Origin of the sequence: Mesorhizobium sp. SEMIA396, from assembly GCF_024518615.1 — a bacterium.
In the GTDB taxonomy this organism is placed as follows: domain Bacteria; phylum Pseudomonadota; class Alphaproteobacteria; order Rhizobiales; family Rhizobiaceae; genus Mesorhizobium.
In genome coordinates this window covers 210365-231329 of sequence record NZ_JANIFC010000010.1, presented here as the reverse complement: position 1 = coordinate 231329, position 20965 = coordinate 210365, and the positions used below count along the sequence as shown (strand labels likewise).

The following is a 20965-nucleotide window of genomic DNA, read 5'->3' as shown; positions in this document are numbered from 1 at the left end:
CGACAAGCGTGATCGGTGCGCTCACCCATCGCAATTTGTATAGGGCGGCAACACCTCATCGAGCCTGGTGTGCATTGGGCGGGACTTGACGTTCGCAGTTTTGGTTCGCTACGGCTCGTTTTGGTTCGCTACGGCTCCCCAGGCCGAAAGAAATGCAACTACGAGTTGCCGATTCAAAACTACGCCAGAACCTTCCGTCAAGACGCGCATGCGTGACCGCGAGCGCGGAGCGCATCGAATTGGCCGGCGGGCCTGAGCCATCATTTGCCCGTGATAAGGGTGAAGTGCGAACGCGCGAGCTCACTGAGATCGGAATTCCCAGCAGCTATCTGGCCCGTGTGTGCGACGAGGGGCTGCTCAGCAAGGTTGGCTGTAGAATCTACCGCGCCATAGAACGCGAGGTGGGATCATTAGATGTTGGCCAAGCCGTGGTTTGCGGAGAGCATTCTTGACGTCGTTAACACGCTGGAACAGGGCCGTGCTCATGCACTTCCGCCCGGCCTATGTGGCCAAAAGGTTCGCCCGGTCACCCTCGCATCCGGACAGGGTGGTGACCTTCGCGCCGCAGCCGCTGGAGCGGCCAAAGGGCTAGGACGCCGCTCCCATCCATCAGGTCCAGGCAGCGAAATCCTTGAAACCGTGTCCGGTCACAATGCAGATCACGGTATCGCTCGATCCGATTGAGCCTTTTATGAACAGATCCCGGGCAGCAGCGAGAGAGGTCGCGCCCGTCGGTTCACAGAAAAGACCGGCTTTGTGCGCCAAGTCGATCATCGCCGCGCGAATATCCGCATCTCCGACGGCGTAAGCAACGCCCTTGCTCGCGCGGACAAGCGAAAGCGTCAGGCTGCCTTCCTCGGGATAGCCCAGCAACGGGTCCGAAATGCCCGAAGCGATCGTCTTGGGGCTCTCCCAGCTATCAACCTCGATTTTTCCGTCCTCGAAGGCCCTTGCTATCGGAGCACAGCCGTCAGACTGCGCCGCGATCAGGCGAGGCACTTTGCCAGCCCTATCCATGAAGCCCTGAAAGACGCCTTTAACCAACGGTCCGGAACTTGTCGGGATGGCGATCCAATCGGGTCCGACGCCTTCCATCTGCTCATGGAGTTCCTGCCCGATCAGCCGCAAGGCATCTACGCCATAAGGATTCAGATAGGTCGTCGTCAGGTTTGCATAGCCGGTCTCGGCGCAACGTAGTCTGGCATGTTCAAACGCGTTTCCGTAATGGCCGGGCACTTGCTCAAGCATGGCGCCATAGGCGAGAATCTGCGCCAGCTTGCCACGCGGCGTCGTATCCGGGCAGACGATGATGGCGGGAATTCCGACATTCGCGGCATAGCAAGCGGCAGCGGCACCGGCGTTGCCGCTCGACGCACTGACGATCCCCTTCGCTCCAAGCGCGATCGCCTGGCTCAATGCCGCTGCCACAAGGCGGTCCTTGAAGGAGCCGGATGGATTGCGGGTTTCGTCCTTGACGAGCAACCGGCCTCTGAAGCCGACGTGGAGGAGATCGGATCTGAGTTCTCGAAGCGGCGTGCCGCCTTCTCCAAGAGTAATATCATCTGCGACGAAGTCAGCTCTGAGCCAGCCGCGCCCTTCCGGTTTTTGACGCGTGACCTCCAGTATGCCGCCGCAATCGGGACAACGGTAGACCAGGGTCGGCGGCCGGGTGGCATTGCAAGCGATGCAGCGCAGCCTCAGTTGCCGGGACGGGGTTTCGGCCCCCGGAAGAACCGCGAGCGTCATTGCATCATTCCGCGCGCTGCGACAGGGAAGACGCATTCGACCCGTTTGCCGCGCATGCCGACATACCAGTCATAGCGGTCGACCGTTGGATCGCAATGGCCGGGAACGAGACGCAGCGTTTCTCCGATGGCAAGGCTTCCGGGATCCGAACGCAGGATGAGCGAACCGTGCTCGTCGGATGCGCCGGCATAGTCGATATCCTGCCTGGCGTGAATGAGAGGAAGTCCGCTGTCGATAGCAATCCCCTTGTGGCCGCAGTCCAGAACCGCGATGCCGTGACGGGCCGCACTCATGACGGTGCTCAGCACGAACAGCGATTGTTCGAAATCGGGAGCGGGACGATTTCGTGCATAGTCGGCATCCATGAACACATAGGAGCCGGCCTGGAGCTCGTTGTAGACGCCGCTGGCTGCTTCGTGGGTGAAGGTTCCCGTGCCTGCGCCGCCGACGATCGCGCAGTCCAGCTTCTGCTTCCTGATTGCGGCGATCGTATCCGCCGTTCGCGTCGCGGCCTGGCCGATAGCGTCGCGTCGCTCCTGTTCGGCGCGCAGGTGCTGGGCGCGCCCGTGATAGGATTGCAGGCCACCGAACACCAGGTGGCGGCTTCTCGCTATGCGGACCGCCAGTGCCGCTGCGGGGGCGCCAGGTTCCACGCCGCAGCGACCGCCACTGACGTCGATCTCGACCAGCACTGTCAACCGCGTGGCAAAGGATTCGGCCACTGCCTCGATCTGGTCGACCACGGCCGCGCTATCGGCACAGAGCGAGATTTTCGACATTCTGGACAGCGCGGCCAGTCGCGCCAGCTTGCGGGAGGAAACGACCTCGTTCGAAACGAGAATGTCGCCTATACCTCCCCAGGCGAGAACCTCGGCCTCCGCTGTCTTTTGCACGCATTGGCCGATCGTCCCTCTGGCAATCTGCCAGTGAGCAATGACCGGGGACTTGTGGGTTTTCGCGTGAGCGCGCAACCGCACACCTGCTTTACGGCAGAATGCGGCCATACGGTCGAGATTTCCTTCCATTGCATCGAGATCGATGATGAGGGCAGGGGTATCGATATCCGCTTCGCTCATTCCGGGCTCGGCAGGCGGGCGCTGGACCATTTTGTCTTTCTCCGATCGCGATGATGCCAATCAGGACCACGCAGGCGAGGGATCGTCCTTGCCTGATATGCGAGACGATCGACGGACAACCCGCATCATCCGCGTCAGGCGGCTATCGACGATCGCGTCTGCTGCGAGAGGGTTTCGAAATTGTCGCGAATATAGGCCGCGGCACGCAAGGCGAGCGCCGAGATGGTGGCCGTCGGATTGACGACGCCGCCGGTGGTGAGCACGCTTCCATCGACAATGAAGAGGTTTGGCACCTCCCAGGTCTGGTTCCATTGGTTGACGACGGATGTCGATGGGTCGCTGCCCATCCGGCAGGTGCCGATCATGTGCCAGGCTGGTGTGCGATAAACGCCCTCCTTGTCGCGATAATCATGCAGCCGATATTCGAAAGCACCGCAGGCCTTTGCGAGCTCTTCGAGGCGATCCAGCATGTAGTTCATCATACGCTTGTCGTTCTCGCCGGGCGCGTAGCGGGTCTTTGCCGCAGGCACGCCATCGGAATCCTTCAGCACAGGATCCAGCGTCACGCGGTTTTCCGGATTGGGCAGATCGTCGCCAATGGCGAAAACGCCGATGGAATGGCCGAAGTGGCGCTCGAACCAAGGGTGATGGTCGCGGCCCCATGGCGCGTGGGCCGGCGTGAACCAGCCTGCCGCAAGCTCTCCGGCCGACGGCGTGGAGGTGATGCAATTGAAGTTGAAACCGTTGACGAAACCGCGCGACACGTCCGTCTCGGCAAACTGCCGCGACAGCAGGGATGCGACGTAACCGATATGACCGTCGACAGGCTCGTCGACCCACATTTCGCAGGCAACCAGCGTGTGGTGCAGAAGATAACGTCCGACCTGATCATTGGCGTTGGCAAGATTGTCGGATGCAAGAAGGAGCCGTGGCGTTCCGATGCCGTTCGCGGCCACGATAACCAGTTTTGCGCCCTGGAAATGTTGCTTCCCGGTCTTGCGGTCGACATAAAGAGCGCCGCTCGCGCGGCCGTCCGGGTCCTTCTCGATCTTGAGCACGCGGGCGTTGATGCGCAGTTCGCAGCCGGCATCCAGAGCCTTGGGCCAGATGGACAGCGAATATTTGCTCATCGATCCACGTGGGCAGCCGTTGCATGTGCCGCAGTTGTTGCAGGCCGGCCGACCGTCATAATCCTCGGAGATCGCCGCAGCCTCGACCGGCCACCAGTGCCAGTCAAGCGCATCGAAACCGGAAGCAAGGCGCTTCGCCACCTTGGACACAGGCATCGGCGGGGTCGGACAGCGGTCTCGTGGCGGCATGGCCAGGTCGCCGGCAAGGCCCGACACGCCGACGAGCTTGTCGGCCTGCTCGTAAAAGGAGGCGAGATCCTCATACGTGATCGGCCAGTCCGGCTGAAGACCATGCTCCGTGCCCTTGCGGAAATCGGAAGGACGATAGCGTGGCCAGATTGCGCCATAGACATTGGTTGACCCGCCGACGGCATTCCACATCAGGATTTGCGAGGAGTCCGAATTGACGGGGAAATCGTCCGGATGGCTGCGCTTGTTGACGTCCGGGCTCCAGTTGGTCCGGCGCTGCCACGACCAGTCGGAATGGAGATGCGGATGGTCTTTCGCCTCCACCCAGGATCCCTGTTCCAGGCAGACGACATCGAGACCGGCTTCTGCAAGTGTCAGTGCTGCCAAGGATCCTGTCGCGCCGGCGCCCACTATCAATACGTCACAGATGCGATCTGTTGTCATCTTTCCAATCCCCAGCGATCTGTCATTACCGTGTCCAGCCCGAGCGGCGACGTGTCGACGGGCCTGACCTTTTCGGTCTCCAGGTAATGGCCGCGCCGATGGGCTGGCTGGTCCCGGTTGAAATCGAAAGGCGCCATGTCGTAGCCGGTCAGATGGGGCCGGTGGGAGTACGGACGCCCCGTGTTCCGAATGGCCTCGATGACGAAGGGCGTTTCGTAATAAGCGAGTGTCACCGCCGTGTAGATCTTGTCGAAAAGCTCCGCGTCGGCTTGCTCGAAGACCTTGACGGCCGCGATGCGGGTGTCGCCATTGCTGCTTGAAAGGCCACCCCTTTCCCAGCCCAGCAGATCGGCCAGTGCCGTAGTCTGCACGTCGCTCCAATCCGCAAAGAGGCGCATCGACACGATGCCGTGCACGCCGGCCTCGGACGCGGAGGGCCAACTCTCGTTGCCAGGGATCAGTTCATCGACAAGAGCGCGGATCATCCGCGTTCTCTCAGGTGGAGAAAGCGGCGAATTCCGTTCGCCGGCAAGAGCATGCGATTGAGGGCTCATGCCGCACCTGCCTTTCGATCGATCGTGACGGTGATCATCTTGAGTTCGGTCATGGCTTCCATCGTGTGCACGCCGCCCAGTCGGCCGATGCCGCTCTTGGTGCCGCTTCCGCCGCCGAAGGGCAGGTGAATTTCCCACCATGTGCTGCCGGCATTGATATTGACGATCCCGGCGGGGATCGCCCTGGCGACCGAAACACCCCGCGCCACATTCGCCGTGAAGACGCCGACCGACAGGCCATATTCGCTGTCGAGCGCCAGATCGAGCGCTTCAGCCTCGTTCTTGAAAGTGAGAACGGGCACGACGGGGCCGAAGGTTTCCTCGCGATTGAGTTTCATCTCGCGCGTGACGCCGGTAATGATCGTCGGCTCGAAAAACAGCCCGCTGCCGAGATCGGGGCGCGGCTTGCCGCCACAGAGCACCTTGGCACCCTGCGCGATTGCGTCATCGATGTGCTCCTTGACCTTGGCTGCGACCTTCGCGTTGTTCAGCGGCCCCATGGTCGTTCCCTGGTGGAAGGGATCACCAAGCACATGTTTTTGCGCATGGGCGACGAGCTTTTCGCAGAGGCTTTCGGCAACCGACTGATGAGCGAGAACGCGGCCCGTCGCGGCGCAGACCTGACCGGCGTTGAAGAATGCGCCGCCGGCCGCGGCGGCGGCCGCCGCGTCAAGATCAGCGTCCTCGAAAACGATCACCGGGCCGTTGCCGCCCAGTTCCAGGAGCAGCGGCTTGCCGGCGCCGCGCTCGGCGATTTTCTTGCCGGTCGCCGCGCTGCCCGTAAAGCCGATTGCCGCGACGTCGGGATGAACCACGACGGCGTCGCCGGCGGTAGCGCCTTCACCGATGACCAGATTGATGACGCCGGCGGGAAGACCGGCGCCGTCGATTACCTCCATCAAGGCACAGGCGACCAGCGAGGTCGACGGGGCGGGCACCCAGACGATGGTGTTGCCGGTCGCAATGCCCGGTGCCAGATATTCGACGGGGATGTTGACCGGGAAGTTCCAAGGGGTAATGACTCCGTAGACCCCGCGCGGCTGGCGGATCGTCATGACGAGCTTCGTCGGATCCTCGGCGGGCAAGGTCTGGCCACCCAGCTGCTTGACGAGTTCGGATGCGAGCCGGAAGCCGTCGGCGGCCTTGCCGACCTCACCCATGGCCTCGGCAAGAACTTTGCCCTGCTCGGTCGACAGGAGGCGTGCGATCTTTTCTTGAGCCGCGTCGATTGCCGAGGCGATGGCAACGCAGATCGCGGCGCGCTTGAAAACCGGCATGCCGGCCCATGTCGGCGCGGCTGCTTTTGCAGCCGCGACAGCCCGTTGTACCGTCTCGCGGCCTGATCGCGGCAACTGGGCAATGGTCTCCCCGGTTGCGGGATTGACCGCCGGCATGGTGTCCGGCTCCGTCTGCCATTCGCCGCCTATGAAATTGGCGGGCGCGTCTTTCATGGCATAGCCACCATCCATTTCAAATCTCCTTCATTCGGCCGCCGCAGCGAGCGTTTGATCATCGGTACCGATATCCTGGCCCGCGATGACCAGACCGGCGGCAAAGATACGTTCAGGCGCAACGACAATCTCGCCGCGCGTGTCTTCAAGGGAAAACGCGCCATTACGCAATTCGAGGATGCTCGCATCCCCGGCCGAGCCAATCTTGAATGTTCCAAGCTCTGGGCGCTGCAATGCCTTGGCCGCATTGACGGTCGAGGCTGCGATGATGTCGTTGATCGACATGCCGAGCGCAAGGAATTTCGAAAGCGTCGTAACCTGGTCGTAGGCCGGACCCTCGATGCAGAGCGCATGAACATCGGAGGAGATGGTGTCCGGCTGGAAGCCTTGCGCCATCATCGCGCGCGCCGTTTTCCAGGAGAAGGAGCCCATCCCGTGGCCGATATCGAAAAGGACGCCTCGTTCCCTCGCCTCGAGGATTTCCGGCTTGATCTTGCCTGCGCCGTCGATGGGCGCATTAGGGAAGGGTCGAAAACAATGGGTCAGTACATCGCCAGCTCGCAGGCGCGAGACGACGGCCTCGTAGGAAGGGGGTGGCTCATCGATATGGGCCATCAATGGCAGGCCCGTCTCGTCGGCGACCTGCAGGGCGACATCGAGAGGCTGGATACCGGCGGGGCCAGAGGCGTGGCGACCGATGCGCACCTTCACCCCGATGATTATGTCGCGGTTGGCGTTGATGACCTCGACGGCCTCGCGGCCGGCAAGAAGCCGCATGTCATGGCTTTCGCCGATCATGATGTTCTTTGCAAAACCATAGATGCCGGCGAAGGAGATATGCAGGTAGACGAGAATGCGAGCCGTGCTTCGCTCGATCACATGCTTGCGAAATCCGGGGAAATTTCCCGGTCCGGCACTTCCCGTGTCGACGCAGGTCGAAACCGCGCTCTTGCGGGCAAACGCGTCCGGATCCACCCCAAGCGACGTCCCGCCCCAGTAAACATGCGTGTGCAGATCGATCAGGCCGGGCGTTACGATAAGGCCCGCTACGTTTCGTTCTTCGGTTCCAGAAAGACCGTTACCGACGGCGGCGACCTTTCCTGCGGCGAAGGCGACATCGGTGACCTGGTCGATACCCTGGGAAGGATCGATGACGCGACCATTTTTCAAAACGAGATCATAAGGCATGAATTCGGCTTTCGGTTTCCAAGAAGCGCTGATTGATACGGGTGCCGTCCTCGGTGGCGAAATAGCGGACAGCGTCCGGGCTCGCGCAGAGAGTGATGCGTTCGCCCGCGGACAGGCCCGACGCATCGCTGCAGGTTGCCCGGACGATGTGGCCGGCAACGTCGACATCGAGGAACTGGAAAGGCCCGGCGGGCTCGATCAGCACGAGTTCGCCCGAAAGGGTGAGACCACCATTACCGCGCGCCGCCGGCTTCAGGTCGTGGGGACGCACGCCAAGAATCCGGTCAGAACTCCCGCCACAGAGATTGGCGGGCAGGAAGTTCATTTGCGGGCTGCCGATAAACCCGGCGACGAACTGGTTGGCGGGAGCCGAATAGACCTCCATCGGCGGTCCGAACTGCTGCACGACGCCGTCCTTCATCACTGCGATCCGGTCCGACAGCACCATGGCCTCTTCCTGATCGTGGGTGACGAAGATGACGGTAATGCCGAGCGCTTTCTGGAGGCGTCGGATCTCGGTGCGCATGCGCACCCGCAGCGAGGCGTCGAGATTTGACAGCGGCTCATCCATGAGAAGGACAGAAGGGTTCCTGACGATCGCGCGGCCAACGGCAACGCGCTGGCGCTGGCCGCCGGAAAGCGCCGCCGGCGGGCGATCGAGAAGGGCCTCGATGCCCAGAACATCGGCTGCCCAGGCTACCTGCTTGCCTACGGTCGCTTCGTCCAGCTTCTGCTGGCGCAATGGAAAGGCGATGTTTTCGCGCACCGTCATGTGCGGGTAGAGCGCGTAATCCTGGAAGACCAGCGCGATGTTGCGTTCACGCGGACCGAGCTCCGAAATCTCCTTGTCGTCGAAGCGGATGGATCCCTCGTCGATATCCTCCAGGCCGGCGATGCAAAACAGCAAAGTCGATTTCCCGCACCCCGACGGTCCGAGGAAGGAAATGAACTCGCCATCGTTGATCGTAAGATCGAGACCCTTCAAAACAGCTATCGCCCCGAACCGCTTGGTAAGGCCGGCAATCTTGATCGACGCCATGCTTGAAGCTCCTTTCAGCCCTTGACCGCGCCGGAAAGCGCACCCTGGACGAGGTAACGTTGGAAGAAGAAGGCAACGGCCACAGGCGGCAGGATGGCAAGCACGCTGGCCGCAAAGAGCGGTCCGTATTCATAGAAACGGGCCTGGTTGAGAAAGCCTGCGATGACGACGGGGATTGTCTGCGTCTTGGGGGTCGAGGTCAGGATCATGGCAAAGAGAAACTCGTTCCAGGACACGAGGAAGCAGAAGATCAGCGCCGCGACGATAGCCGGCCGCACCACGGGCACCAGAACCTTGCGGAACATCGTCCAGCGACTGCAGCCGTCGATCTGTGCCGCGCGCTCAAGGCTGATTGGAACGGTCTCGAAACTGGTCTTCATCATCCAGGCGGCAAGCGGCATCAGGATCGTCGAATATGCGATCACCAGACCGAGATGGGTGTCGATGAGCCCGAGCGTCCGGAAGATGACGAAGAACGGCAGAACCAGCGTCAGTGCGGGAACCATACGCGTCAGAAGAAGCGCCCAGAGGCTGACGGCAAAGAAACGATGTCCAGCATAGCGGGCAAAACCGTAGCCAGCCAAGGTGCCGAGCGCGACATTGACGACGGAGACGACGATGCCGATGCCGAAACTGTTGAGCAGGGACAACGGCACGCGCGCGGCCTGCACGCTGGTCGTGCCTTGCGCCATGAGCACCGCCCGATAGTTGTCGAAAGTGAGCGTCGAGGGCACGATGGAGGGGGGCGTGCGGATCAGGTCGGTGGCTGGCGATAGGCTTATCAGGACCAGCGCCGCAACAGGCAGGAACGACCAGACGAAAATGGCAACGACGGCGAGCGCGAACAGGATCTTGCCAGCGTTGCGTGCAGCGATCGGGCCCATCAGCCTTTTCGGCTTCCATTCCGGCAGAACGACCATGGCGGGCCGCGGGCAACTGGCTGTTAGCAGCCCTGGGGCCGCCAAAGCCGACACTGTCGTCCTGGCTTTCCTGGGGCTGAGGAAGGCAAAATAGGCGATGGCGAATGCAAGGCTGAGAAACGTCAGCACGTAAAGAAGAGCGGCCCCTTCGCCGAACTTCAGGAACTGAAAGGATTGCATGTAGCCGAGCCAGGACAGTGTGGTGGTCGCCGCGCCCGGACCGCCGCGCGTCATGATCCAGATGATGTCGAAGGCCAGGAACGCATTGATCGTGGAGATGATGGTGGAGAACAGCAGCGTCGACTTGAGCCAAGGCAAAGTGATCGCGAAAAAGCGCTTGACCGGTCCCGCGCCGTCGAGAATGGCAGCGCGATGCAGGTTGCCCGGCATGGATTGCAGGCTGGAAAGGAGCATCAGCGTCGTCAACGGCGTCTGGTTCCAGACCTGGGTCAGCGCCACGAGGTTGAGGGCGCGGAAGCCCTCTCCAAACCATGCCCGCCCCCATGAACCGAGGCCTATGTCGTTGAGAAAGCCGTTCAACAGACCGAAATTGCCGGCATAGATGAAGGACCACAGCACCCCGATAGACACGGGCGCCATGGCCCAGGGAACGAGGACGATACTGCGCAGGAAGCCGCGGCCGGCAAAACGCTGATTCAAGACGAGCGCGATCAGTGTTCCCAGTACGGTCGTCCCGATGACCGCAATCGTGGAGAAGTAAAGCGTGCGGCCGAGCGCATACCAGAAGCCTTGATTCTGGAAGATCTTCGCATAATTGGCGAAGCCCACGAAAATCCATCGCTTGGTGATCGGATTGGTGATGTTGAAGGACAAGTACAGACTGTAGAGGAGCGGCAGGCCGACGATCAGGATCATCAGGATCAGCGTCGGGGCGACGGAGAGATAGGCAAAAGCCGGAAGGCTCATCCTGCGCCGGCGTTCGCGCGCCAGCGGCTCGGCTCCTTGCGACGGCAATGTCATCGTCATGGCGTCCTCGCGCATCATCTGGGCCAGATCGCCGACAATGCCGCGTCTGGCGATGTGTTGGAGGTTGGTGCGGACGCAACAGCCGGCCCCGATGACCGGCTGTTGCGTCATGTCTTACTGATATTGGGCCTTGAGCTCGGAAGCCTTGGCCGCAAGCGCTGTCACCAACTCGTCGGTCGAGCTGCCTGAGCGGATATATTCCTGGACCTGCTGCATCATGAACATATCCCATTCCGGGAACCAGATCGCCTTGCCGATCGCGCGTGACGTCGCCATGCCGAGCTGCTTGGCCGAAATGTCAAGGTCGCGCCATTTCGAGAAACTGGCGACGATCTCCGGATCCTGCATGACCGCCTTGTAGCCCGAGCCGAGACCGAACTCGAGAGCCCAGCGCTTGATCACATGATACTGGCCATCCTTGGCTTTGCCGCCGAAGAACTGGAGCAGGTTCCACACGCGCTCCTCATCGACGGGCTGGGCGCCCATCAGATAGGCCGCCGTCCAGGCCATGGTCGAGCGGGTCGCGCCCGGCATGATCGCGTTGCGCACCTTTCCCGCGATCTTGGAAACGGCGGGATCGTTGGCGACCTTGTGGTTGTAGTCATGGACGACCATGAACGTGTGACGGCCGGAGGCATAGCTGGGCACACCTTCGCCGGGCAAGGTCATGATGTCTTCGACGACCAGCTTCTCCTTGTAGAAGGTCTGGTTGATTTCGAGGATCTTGCGCAAGGCCGGCTCATCGACGAAGTTTCCGTCGGCATCGAAGACCTTGGCGCCCTCGGAATACCAAGCCGCGAACATATACCAGGACATGTTTGGCCATTGTTGCTGCCACATTGCGTGAAAGGGCGCGTCGGATATGCCGTCCTTCTTGAGTTTGCGGCAGACATCAAGAACGGCATCCCAGGTTTCCGGTACCTGAACCCCGGCCTTTTTGAGATGCTCCTCGTTGTAGAGGAAGGTGTTGTAGCCGGCGTAGTAGGGGAGCCCGCACAGGGCCCCGCCGTTGGGCAGCGAAAGCGACTCGACACTGACCGGGAACATGCCGGCCTTGATATCGGCAACGCCCGGAAGGCTCTCGATGTCACGGATCCAGTTGGCCGCGTGCCAGCGGGCGATGTAGTTCTCTTCGGAATACAGCATGTCGATATGCTGACCGCCGGTGAGCTTCGTTTCCGCCACAGGGTGGTAATCGCCCGATACGAGCTCGTAATTCACGTTCTCATCATAGAGTTTCATGAACGTCTTGACGTTCTCTTCGACGATCTGCGGCTGGTATTGCCAGCCGACGAAGCTGATCGGCGTGGAGGGTGCCGCGAAGGCGCGAGACCCAATCATCGCGGCAGCGGATAGTCCCGCAGCGCCTTGTAGTATCTGTCTTCTGGACAGCAGGTGTCGTTCCAGCGAAGAAATCATGCTAGTTCCCCATTATGATAGCTTTTTTTGATTTCGGCCGACCGGCTGTGCCGGCAGATGACTTTCAGTATCTCCGGCCTAGAAGACAAACTGTAAGGCCGGTTAAGCTCTTGCTGTGGGGTAACTATGCGCAAAAATTTTTAGCTGTCCAACAAAATTTTCATTTCCGTGTCATTTTTCGTTGGTCCGGAGCATTTTGTCAGTTTTTGATCTATTTTTTGATCAAAAAAGCAAAAAAGTTGACATCTTCCGGCTCAGTCGCACAAGGGTTGTGTCTGGGCCGCATCGCGTGCGATCGCCAGTTGCTGCTTGAGGCGGCGAAGCTTTTCCCGGCCCGCGTCCTTGCGTGCGATGGCGACGCCGTAGGATATGATGTCGATTGCGATCATGTAGGCGTAGCGGATTGACGCCGGCGTCAGAATGTCTTCGTCCGGGAGGCAGTCGATCGGCAGGAGTTCGTCCACAGCGAAAGCCAGGGGGGGTCCGCTCGGTGTCAGGGCGATGGTTGTCGCTCCGTACTCGCGAGCGACGGTTACAGCCTTCTCGAGCTCGACATTGGCGCCCGTGAGCGAACAGCAGATCACGACGTCCGTGCGTTCAACAGCTGTTGCAAGCATGAACTGCATCTGGTGATCGTTACAGGGGATTACGCGTATACCCAACCGGAAAAAGCGGTTCTGGATCTCCTCGATAAGCCATGAGGAGACACCGCCACTTCCGAATGCGTAGAGCGTGTGGCAGACGCTGATCTTGTCGACGACCGCCTGGGCGCGTTCGAGGTCGACGTTGTGATGCATGTCCGCAATGGTTTTCTGCGCCCGTTTGCTGACGCGCTCCGCAACTTCGGCGATGGATCCGGGCGGCGTCTGGGGTTCGAGATAACGGATGCCGACGCGCACCGACCCCATGATCTTGAGCTTGAGATCCTTTAGACCGTCACATCCCAGCATGCGCGAAAACCGTGTGATGGTTGGCGCCGATACATTGAGCCAAGTGGTGAGTTCCTCGATAGGCTTTTCGGCAAAGCTATGCGGCTCGCTCAAAATCGCGTGCGCAATCCGGCGGTTTGTTTTGGAGAACTGTGACTGCTGGTCGACAATGAGCCCAATGACATCTTGTGCATTGCGCTTGACGCCTGGGATGACCGTGTCATCATTAGGTTGTGATATGCGATTTTCTTGCGACGGATGGCGAGCCATTGAATATCTCCCTTTAGGTCGAGGTTTTGAATTAAACCGTCAGGGTGTCAACGTTTCTCTGAAACCTGATGCGTAACTTTACTTCATGAGGCCTTCAGCTTAGCTCGCCTCTCGTTCGAGTTGTTGCCACATGAACGCGTATAGCGTTCCGTCTATGACGTGGCCGGCGCGGTGATGACGCATGAACGGCCCGAAGATAATTTCACCCATGTCGCCGGCCGCGTCGCACATGTGCATTTCACCGACTCGGATGCCGGCGGCAGCCATCTTGCCTGGGGCGACGGCATCATCGATCTCGACAAGCTGGTCACCTATCTTCGCGGCCAGAGCTACGAGGATTCGCTGACCATCGGACTGACCAACTGGAAATACAACGTCGGCCCAACCCCGCCGCTGAAGCAGTTCGTCGAGGCCCTGCGCAAGGCCCTCTGTCCGGCATAGCTGGGAGGGCGCGGCATGGAGAGCAAATGCGTCCGGCAACGCGGCGTCCGGCTCGCCGGCCCGCTTATCTCGGGCAACGGTTCCTGTTGCACCTATGCTGCCGGCCAGAACGGCCATTGACAGTGCCGGCTGGGCAAGAGAGACGCGCGACTTCTCCCCGCCGGTTCAGTCAGGAAGGCTAGTCATGAAATCCTCATTCCCCGATCCAGATCACATCGCCCGCGCGGTCGATGACAATTTTGAAAGCCAGGTCGAACTGTTACAGCGGCTCGTCCGCGCGCCTTCGCTGCGCGGGCAGGAAGGCGCCGCGCAGGAGATCGTCGCCTCAGCGCTCGCCGAACGCGGCTATGCGGTGGAACGGTTCGGCATCGATATGCGGGCGATGGCCAATCATCCGGCCTTCTCGCCGGCGACGATCGACTATGCCGGCGCGTTCAACGTGGTCGGCAGGAAGACGCCGGCTTCGCAAGTCGGCCGCTCGCTGGCCCTGAACGCCCATGTCGACGTCGTGCCGACGGCGGACCCGTCACATTGGCGCTATCCGCCGTTTTCCGCCACCCGCGACGGCGATTGGCTCTACGGCCGCGGCGCCGGCGACATGAAGGCCGGGCTCATCGCCAACATCTTCGCTCTCGACGCGATCGAGAAGGCCGGCTACCGCCTGACCGCGCCGGTGCAGGTGCAGTCGGTGCTCGACGAGGAGGTGACGGGCAACGGCGCGGCCGCCGCAATCGCCCGTGGCTGCACCGCCGATGCGGTGCTGATTCCGGAACCTACCGACGAACAGCTGGTTTCGGCCAATTCCGGCGTCATCAAATTCCGCATCACCGTCCATGGCGTGCCCGCACATCCGAGGGAAGCAGAGTCCGGCGTCAGCGCCATCGATGCCGGGCTCGGCCTGATCGGCCACCTGCAGCGTCTTGCGGCCAAGTGGAACGACGAACGCGCGCGCCATCCCGGTTTCGAGGAGATCGCCAATCCCGCATCGCTCAACATCGGCACCATCTCCGGCGGCGAGTGGCTGGCCTCGGTCCCTTTCGCCTGCTCCTTCGAGGGCCGGATCGGCTTCTATCCTGGCGACGATCCCAGGCAGCGCGCCGCCGCGTTCGAAGCCTTCGTCGCCGATACGGCAAGTGCGGATCCGCGGCTCGCCAAGGCAAATCCGAAGGTCGAGTGGATCGGCGTCATGCAGACCGGCTACCGCATGCGGCCGCACTGCTCCGCCGGACAGGTTCTGCAGGAAGCACACGGTCTGGCGCATGGCGGTGAGATGCGTTCCTACGTCATGACCTGTTATCTCGACGCGGCGCTCTTCGCCGTCCATGCGAATATACCGGCGCTGGTCTATGGACCGGTTTCGGAGAATATTCATGGCATTGACGAGCGCGTCAGCCTGTCGTCGCTGCGCCGGGTGACGAAGACGATCGCGCTGTTCGCCGCCGGCTGGTGCGGCGTGGAGCGGGCAATATAACCGGGGAGCCGGCTACACCTCCTCGGTTTCAAGCACGAATGTGCCCGCCGGTATCCGGTTGGTGATCATGGCGCGGATGCCAGCATCGATGGCGGGGTCGGTTTCGTCGAATAGGCCGCAGGCCCGCAGCGCCTTGCGCTGGTCGACGGAGCGGCCGAGATATTCCAGAAGCACGACCGAGGCTGCGGGTCTCCGCCCCCGTAAAAGGGGCATGCCCGTCTGGATGCCGACCAGATAGGCGACGCTCGTCTGGTAGCTCGGATAGAGGATCACCTGGGTGATGCTGGTTTTGAGCAGGATTTCGGATTCGAGCGCGAATATGCGATCGCCGAGCAGCAGCAGCGCGGCCGAATATTTCGAGGTCTTCACGCCATATTTGCCGAAATGGACGAGCCTTTCCATGCATTTCCAGAAATAGCGGCCGTCCTTTTCATAGATCACGACGAGGCATTTGATGATCTTGCCGGCATAGCCGAACGAGTAGAAATAGCGGAAATAGTAGCCGACATAGCGCCCGAGATCGCCGGACCGCTGATAGAGCTGCTCCATGTGCACCAGCAGGTCCGACGGCGCGTGGACGCCGAGCGGGCGGCGGCGCAGGCCGACGATCTCGGCAAAGCGCTGCTGGTCCATCAAAAGCTCGCCTTCGGTCACGCCGAAGAAATCGCAGATCTTGCGCATGTTGCGGCGTGACGGCCAGGTCTGGCCGCTCAGATATTTGTTGAACTGCTGGCGGTTGATCTGCAGGCGCCGACACACGGCGGCGATCGACGGATAATAGCTGCACAGGAAGGCGAGGTTCTGGGGAAGCGGTTCGGTCTGCATGGATCTAATGCATACTGACGCCAGAACAGTGTCAAGTCGCGAAGGGTCGCGAAATTGTGCGACACTGCCGATTTGCCCAAGGTGGCGCCCGCCAAACAGAGGGCCTCACCTTGCGCACAGTGTCCAACTTCCCCCATCCGATCCGCTCGGTCGACCATTTCGAGATCCCGATGCCGGACGGTTGCCGGCTTGCGGCGCGCATGTGGCTTCCCGAGGGTGCTGAACAAAAGCCGGTGCCGGCAATCCTGGAATATATCCCCTATCGCAAGAACGATCTGACCGCCGCGCGCGATGTCGTCATGCATCCCTACGTAGCTGGCCACGGCTACGCAGTGGTGCGCGTCGACCTGCGCGGAACCGGCGATTCCGAAGGGCTGATGCTCGACGAATATCTCCAGCAGGAGCTGGACGACGGCTGCTCGGTCATCGAATGGCTGGCGACCCAGCCCTGGTGCGACGGCAAGGTTGGCATGATCGGCATCTCCTGGGGCGGTTTCAACGGGCTGCAGATCGCCGCCATGCGTCCGCCGGCGCTGAAGGCGGTGATCAGTTGCGCCTCGACCGACGACCGCTACGCCGACGACGTCCACCACATGGGCGGCACGCTGCTTATCGACAATCTCTCCTGGGCCGCGATCATGTTCGGCCGCAACACGCTGCCGCCGGATCCCCGCAACAAGCCGGACAACTGGCGTGCTTTATGGCACAGCCGGCTGAAGGAAAGCGGGTTGTGGCTGAAGAACTGGCTGGAGCACCAGCACCGCGACGAATTCTGGAGGCACGGCTCGGTCTGCGAGGATTTCGACGCGATCGCCTGTCCGGTCTATGCCGTCAGCGGTTGGGCCGACGGCTATTGCCGCTCCGTCTTCCGCCTCATGGAAAAGCTGCAGGGTCCGCGCAAGGGGCTGGTCGGGCCGTGGGCGCACACCTATCCGCATATCGGCAAGCCCGGTCCCGCCATCGGCTTCCTCCAGGAATGCGTCCGCTGGTGGGATCACTGGCTGAAGGGCCGCGACACCGGCATTATGGGCGAACCGATGCTGCGCCTGTTCGTGCAGGACAGCGCCCCGCCGCAAACCTCCTATGAATTGCGGGCCGGACGCTGGGTGACGGAGCCGGCATGGCCGTCGCCGAATGTCGAGCGGCAGTCTTTCTTCCTTTCCGGCAATGGGCGCCTGTCCGCACGCCAGGCAGATCATGCGTCTGGAAGGCAAGCGATCCGTTCGCCCTTGTGGGTCGGCCTGCGCGGCGGCAAATGGTGCTCCTACGCCACGCCCGGCGACCAGCCGGCGGACCAGCGCGGCGACGACGCCGGCAGCCTTGTCTACGAAACCGAGGTGCTGGCGCAGAATCTCGAGATCGCCGGCGACGCCATATTCGACCTTGCCTTCGAAAGCGACAGGCCGGTCGCCATGGTGGCAGTACGGCTTTGCGATGTCTCGCCCGGCGGCGCGGTAACGCGCGTCAGCTACGGCCTTCTCAACCTGACGCATCGCGACGGGCATGAAAACCCTGAACCACTCGAAACGGGCACGCGCTATCGCGCTTCGGTGCCGCTCAAGCATGTGGCGCAGCGCTTCCGGGTCGGCCATCGCATTCGGCTGTCCATCTCGACCAACTATTTCCCGGTCGCATGGCCTTCGCCCGAGCCGGTCACGCTTACCGTCCACCCGGCGGATTGCCGACTTGAACTTCCGGTTCGCGTCGGAGGCGCCAGAGATCCGGAACCGGCGCCTTTTGCCGAACCCGAAGGGGCGCCGCCCTTACGGGGTGGAGACGATCTCAAAGCCGCAAAAGGGTTGGACGATAACGGAAAATCTGGCAGACGCTTCGACCGTCGTTGAGATCGGCGAGGGCGCCGGCACCTATCGCATGGTCGACAACGACCTCACCATCACCTCGCTCGGCCACGAACGCTATTCCTTCCGCAGCGACGATTTCGGATCGGTCAAGGCCGAGGCCAAATGGGAGTTCGAATTCTCACGCGCCGACTGGCGCATGCACTCGGTGACCGAGACCACCATGACCGCAACGTCTTCGCATTTCCACATCGAGGCGAACTTGCAGGCGTGGGAAGGCGAGGCTCTCGTCCATGAGCACAAATGGGCCGAGGCAATAGAGCGTCGCCTGCTGTGACATTCGCGAACTGACGCTAGTATCGCTTACATCTGCGTCGGCAGCGAAATTGACCGGTTAGCCGGCTGAACTGAAGAATGCACCGTCCGAACTCGTGGCCCGTCGGGCGGCGCGGCACCAAAAAAGAGCGAACCGGCAGTCGTCCGGAAGCCCGCTCGGGTTGAAAGGGGAACGCAACTGTGACTGAAAAGAGCGTGACTGAAATAACATTGAACCGCAGGCATTTCCTGCAGGCCGGCGCCGGTCTCGGCGCGGGGATCATCGCCTCCGGCCTGCCTCTGTCGCAGGCCGTATGGGCAGCCGAAGGCAAGGTGCTCAAGGCCCGCGCCTATTCGGACATCGACAAGCTCGATCCCGGCTTCTACCAGAACGCCTACAATGTCGATGTCATGAACTGCATCTACACCAAGCTCACCCGATACAAGCCGGGTTCGGAGTGGGGCTGGGAGCTGGAAGCTGCCGAATCCGTCGAGCAGATCGATCCGACGCACATCCGCTTCCGCCTGAAGAAGGGCATCAACTTCACTGGCGACTTCGGCGAAATGACAACTGAGGACGTAAAGTTCTCGTTTGAGCGCGTTATCCAGCACAACTCTCCGGTCAAGGGTGACTGGGGTCCGCTCGACCGCGTCGACATCGAGGACGACCATACTGGCGTCATCGTGCTCAAGACCCCGTTCGTGCCGCTCTGGAACATCACGCTGCCCTATGGTTGCGGCCACATCGTCTCGAAAAAAGCGGTGACGAAGGCAGTTGCCGACGGCGGCGATTTCGGCATGAAGCCGCCCTGCTTTTCAGGTCCGTACATGCTGTCGGACTGGAAGCCGAACCAACTCGTCCTGTTGACCCGCAATCCCGAATGGAAGGGTCCGAAGCCGGGCTTCGACGAAATCCATATCCTGCCGATGAGCGACATCAAGACCGCTGAGCGCGCCTATCAGGCCGGCGACATCGACTTCACTGATTTCAGCCTCGATTCGCTGGCCACGTTGAAGGGCAGCCCGCCCGAGAACACCAAGATCGAGGAGAAACCCTCGCTCTATTACGTCTATATCGGCATGAATTCGGATCACCCGAAGCTGAAGGATGTCAATGTCCGCAAGGCAATCCAATGGGCGATCAACGTGCCGCAGATCATGGATGCGGCCTATTCGGGCCAGGCGCAGGTCGCCACCGGCCTCATTGCTCCGGGTCTGGTCGGGCATCGGGAAAAGGCACTGGTACCGCCGGAAGGCGATCTCGAAAAAGCCAAGGAGTATCTCGCCAAGGCCGGCATCACCGAACTCAGCCTCACCATTGATGCGCTCAACGTGACCACCTTTTCAACGATCGCGGAAATGGTCCAGGCGCAGTTGTCGCAGATCGGCATCACGGTCGAGGTCAATGTTCAGGATTCCGGCTCTTTCTGGACCATAGGCATGGAATCGGAAGGCGAGCGCTGGAAGGACATGCAGCTGATCGTGCAGCGCTTCTCGATGGTGCCGGATCCCTACTACGCCACCACCTTCTTCGTGCGAGACCAGGTGGGGGTCTGGAACTGGGAGCGCTTCCGCAGCGAACGCTTCGACGAACTCAACGCCAAGGCGGTGACCGTCGAAGACCCGCAGGAACGGGCCAAGATGTATTATGAGATGCAGGACATCATGGAGGATTCCGGCTCCTACCGCTTCCTCACCCATGAGGGATCGCCCATCATGTATCGGACGACCGAGCTCGAGGCCGACACGCGCCCCGACGGGCGGCCGCTCTATCTCGGTTTCGAGCCGAAATCGGCATAGCGCGGCGATCGCCGGGAAGGGCTGGATCAGGATATGTGGCTATACCTTGCCAAGCGTACCGCCCTGGCGGCCGCGATCATCGTGGTCGCAGTGACGCTGCTGTTTCTGATGATCCAGGCCGTTCCGGGCGATCCCGCAGCCGTCCTGCTCGGGCCGCGTGCGACGCCTGAGCTGAAAGCCCAGTTGCATGAGCAGATGGGCCTCGACAAGCCGCTGCCCGTGCAGATCGTCTCCTTCTTCGGGGGGTTGCTGCACGGCAATCTCGGCACCGACGTTTTCACACAGCGCCCGGTCAGCGCCATCGTCTTCGAGCAATTGCCCTATACGATCGAGCTGATCCTAGTATCGATCGCCTGGGCCGTTTTCGTCGGCGTGCCGCTCGGTTGCTATTCGGCGATGCACCGCAACTCCGTGATCGACAAGCTCGTGGGCGTGTTCGCGGTCGGCACGATTGCCATTCCGTCCTTCGTCATGGCGATCTATGCGCTGCTGATCTTTTCGGTCGGCCTGCGCTGGCTGCCCGCCATCGGCGCCGGCTCTGGCTTCCGCGGTGGGCTCGTTCACCTCATCCTGCCGGCCTTCGTCATCGGCATCGGCTGGGTCGGCTACATCTCGCGCATCGTGCGCGCCTCCATGCTGGAGATCCTCGGCGAGAACCACATCCGCATGGCGCGCTCCTTCGGTCTTTCGGAGCGACGCATCGTCGCGCGCTACGCGCTGCCGCTGGCCATCCTGCCGACGGTGACGATCATCGGCGTCGGCATGGCGCATCTGCTCTCGGCGGCCGTTTTCGTCGAGGTGGTGTTCGCCCGTCCGGGTATCGGCGCACTGATCGTCAAGTCGGTGGATTCGCGCAACTATCCGATCGTCATGGGCACGGTCCTCGTCACCACCGTTTTATTCGTCATCTCCACGACGCTCGCCGACCTGATCAACGCGGCGCTCGATCCAAGAATCCGCGAGAATTTGTAA

The 20965-nt window shown here is 61.4% G+C and carries 17 protein-coding genes; 6 read left to right on the top strand and 11 right to left on the bottom strand.

The window, feature by feature from the left end; all coding sequences use genetic code 11:
* Positions 1-609 precede the first annotated feature (609 nt).
* The 10 genes from NP503_RS23765 to NP503_RS23720 form a co-directional block, all read right to left on the bottom strand.
* Entirely contained in the window at positions 610-1746 is a 1137-nt protein-coding gene (locus NP503_RS23765; RefSeq protein WP_127270354.1) for a pyridoxal-phosphate dependent enzyme, read from the bottom strand.
* A complete protein-coding gene (locus NP503_RS23760; protein ID WP_236383057.1) occupies positions 1743-2822 on the bottom strand; it encodes a DSD1 family PLP-dependent enzyme in 1080 nt (359 codons plus the stop codon). Before NP503_RS23760 ends, NP503_RS23765 begins: the two co-directional genes overlap by 4 nt.
* A gap of 134 nt (positions 2823-2956) precedes the next feature.
* Positions 2957-4585 carry a GMC family oxidoreductase gene (locus tag NP503_RS23755; protein ID WP_127270352.1) on the bottom strand — a complete coding sequence of 543 codons (1629 nt, stop codon included), beginning with the start codon at positions 4583-4585 and terminating at the stop codon, positions 2957-2959.
* Positions 4582-5070 carry a hypothetical protein gene (locus tag NP503_RS23750; protein ID WP_127270351.1) on the bottom strand — a complete coding sequence of 163 codons (489 nt, stop codon included), beginning with the start codon at positions 5068-5070 and terminating at the stop codon, positions 4582-4584. Before NP503_RS23750 ends, NP503_RS23755 begins: the two co-directional genes overlap by 4 nt.
* A gap of 65 nt (positions 5071-5135) precedes the next feature.
* Entirely contained in the window at positions 5136-6608 is a 1473-nt protein-coding gene (locus NP503_RS23745; protein WP_127270350.1) for an aldehyde dehydrogenase, read from the bottom strand.
* Positions 6609-6620: 12 nt separating this feature from the next.
* Positions 6621-7778 (bottom strand): amidohydrolase/deacetylase family metallohydrolase, encoded by a 1158-nt coding sequence (locus NP503_RS23740; RefSeq protein ID WP_127267307.1) that lies wholly within the window; start codon positions 7776-7778, stop codon positions 6621-6623.
* Entirely contained in the window at positions 7768-8817 is a 1050-nt protein-coding gene (locus NP503_RS23735; protein WP_127267308.1) for an ABC transporter ATP-binding protein, read from the bottom strand. Before NP503_RS23735 ends, NP503_RS23740 begins: the two co-directional genes overlap by 11 nt.
* A 14-nt stretch (positions 8818-8831) precedes the next feature.
* The gene (locus NP503_RS23730) at positions 8832-10835 is read right to left on the bottom strand and encodes an ABC transporter permease subunit (RefSeq protein WP_236383059.1); all 2004 of its coding nucleotides are present in this window, start codon (positions 10833-10835) and stop codon (positions 8832-8834) included.
* A 3-nt stretch (positions 10836-10838) separates the two neighbouring features.
* Positions 10839-12143: an ABC transporter substrate-binding protein gene (locus NP503_RS23725; RefSeq protein WP_127267309.1), complete on the bottom strand. Its 1305-nt coding sequence runs from the start codon at positions 12141-12143 to the stop codon at positions 10839-10841.
* A gap of 254 nt (positions 12144-12397) precedes the next feature.
* Positions 12398-13342: a MurR/RpiR family transcriptional regulator gene (locus tag NP503_RS23720; RefSeq protein ID WP_256754998.1), complete on the bottom strand. Its 945-nt coding sequence runs from the start codon at positions 13340-13342 to the stop codon at positions 12398-12400.
* Between the two features lie 174 nt (positions 13343-13516).
* On the opposite strand from NP503_RS23720, the gene NP503_RS23715 reads away from it, so the two are divergent.
* Together NP503_RS23715 and NP503_RS23710 are read left to right on the top strand one after the other, a co-directional pair.
* Positions 13517-13783: a hypothetical protein gene (locus NP503_RS23715; protein ID WP_236383061.1), complete on the top strand. Its 267-nt coding sequence runs from the start codon at positions 13517-13519 to the stop codon at positions 13781-13783.
* Between the two features lie 184 nt (positions 13784-13967).
* Complete coding sequence (locus NP503_RS23710; protein WP_127267311.1) at positions 13968-15254, top strand: ArgE/DapE family deacylase; 1287 nt, start codon at positions 13968-13970, stop codon at positions 15252-15254.
* 12 nt (positions 15255-15266) lie between these two features.
* Here the strand turns inward: NP503_RS23710 and NP503_RS23705 are convergent, their stop codons facing one another.
* Complete coding sequence (locus NP503_RS23705) at positions 15267-16079, bottom strand: helix-turn-helix transcriptional regulator (RefSeq protein WP_127267312.1); 813 nt, start codon at positions 16077-16079, stop codon at positions 15267-15269.
* 119 nt (positions 16080-16198) lie between these two features.
* Between NP503_RS23705 and NP503_RS23700 the strand changes: the two genes are divergently transcribed.
* The 4 genes from NP503_RS23700 (at position 16199) to NP503_RS23685 (ending at position 20965) form a co-directional block, all read left to right on the top strand.
* Positions 16199-17923 (top strand): CocE/NonD family hydrolase, encoded by a 1725-nt coding sequence (locus NP503_RS23700; RefSeq protein WP_236383073.1) that lies wholly within the window; start codon positions 16199-16201, stop codon positions 17921-17923.
* A gap of 28 nt (positions 17924-17951) precedes the next feature.
* Positions 17952-18215: a hypothetical protein gene (locus NP503_RS23695; protein WP_127276278.1), complete on the top strand. Its 264-nt coding sequence runs from the start codon at positions 17952-17954 to the stop codon at positions 18213-18215.
* A gap of 194 nt (positions 18216-18409) precedes the next feature.
* A complete protein-coding gene (locus NP503_RS23690; protein ID WP_127270348.1) occupies positions 18410-19993 on the top strand; it encodes an ABC transporter substrate-binding protein in 1584 nt (527 codons plus the stop codon).
* 33 nt (positions 19994-20026) lie between these two features.
* Entirely contained in the window at positions 20027-20965 is a 939-nt protein-coding gene (locus NP503_RS23685; protein WP_127270347.1) for an ABC transporter permease, read from the top strand.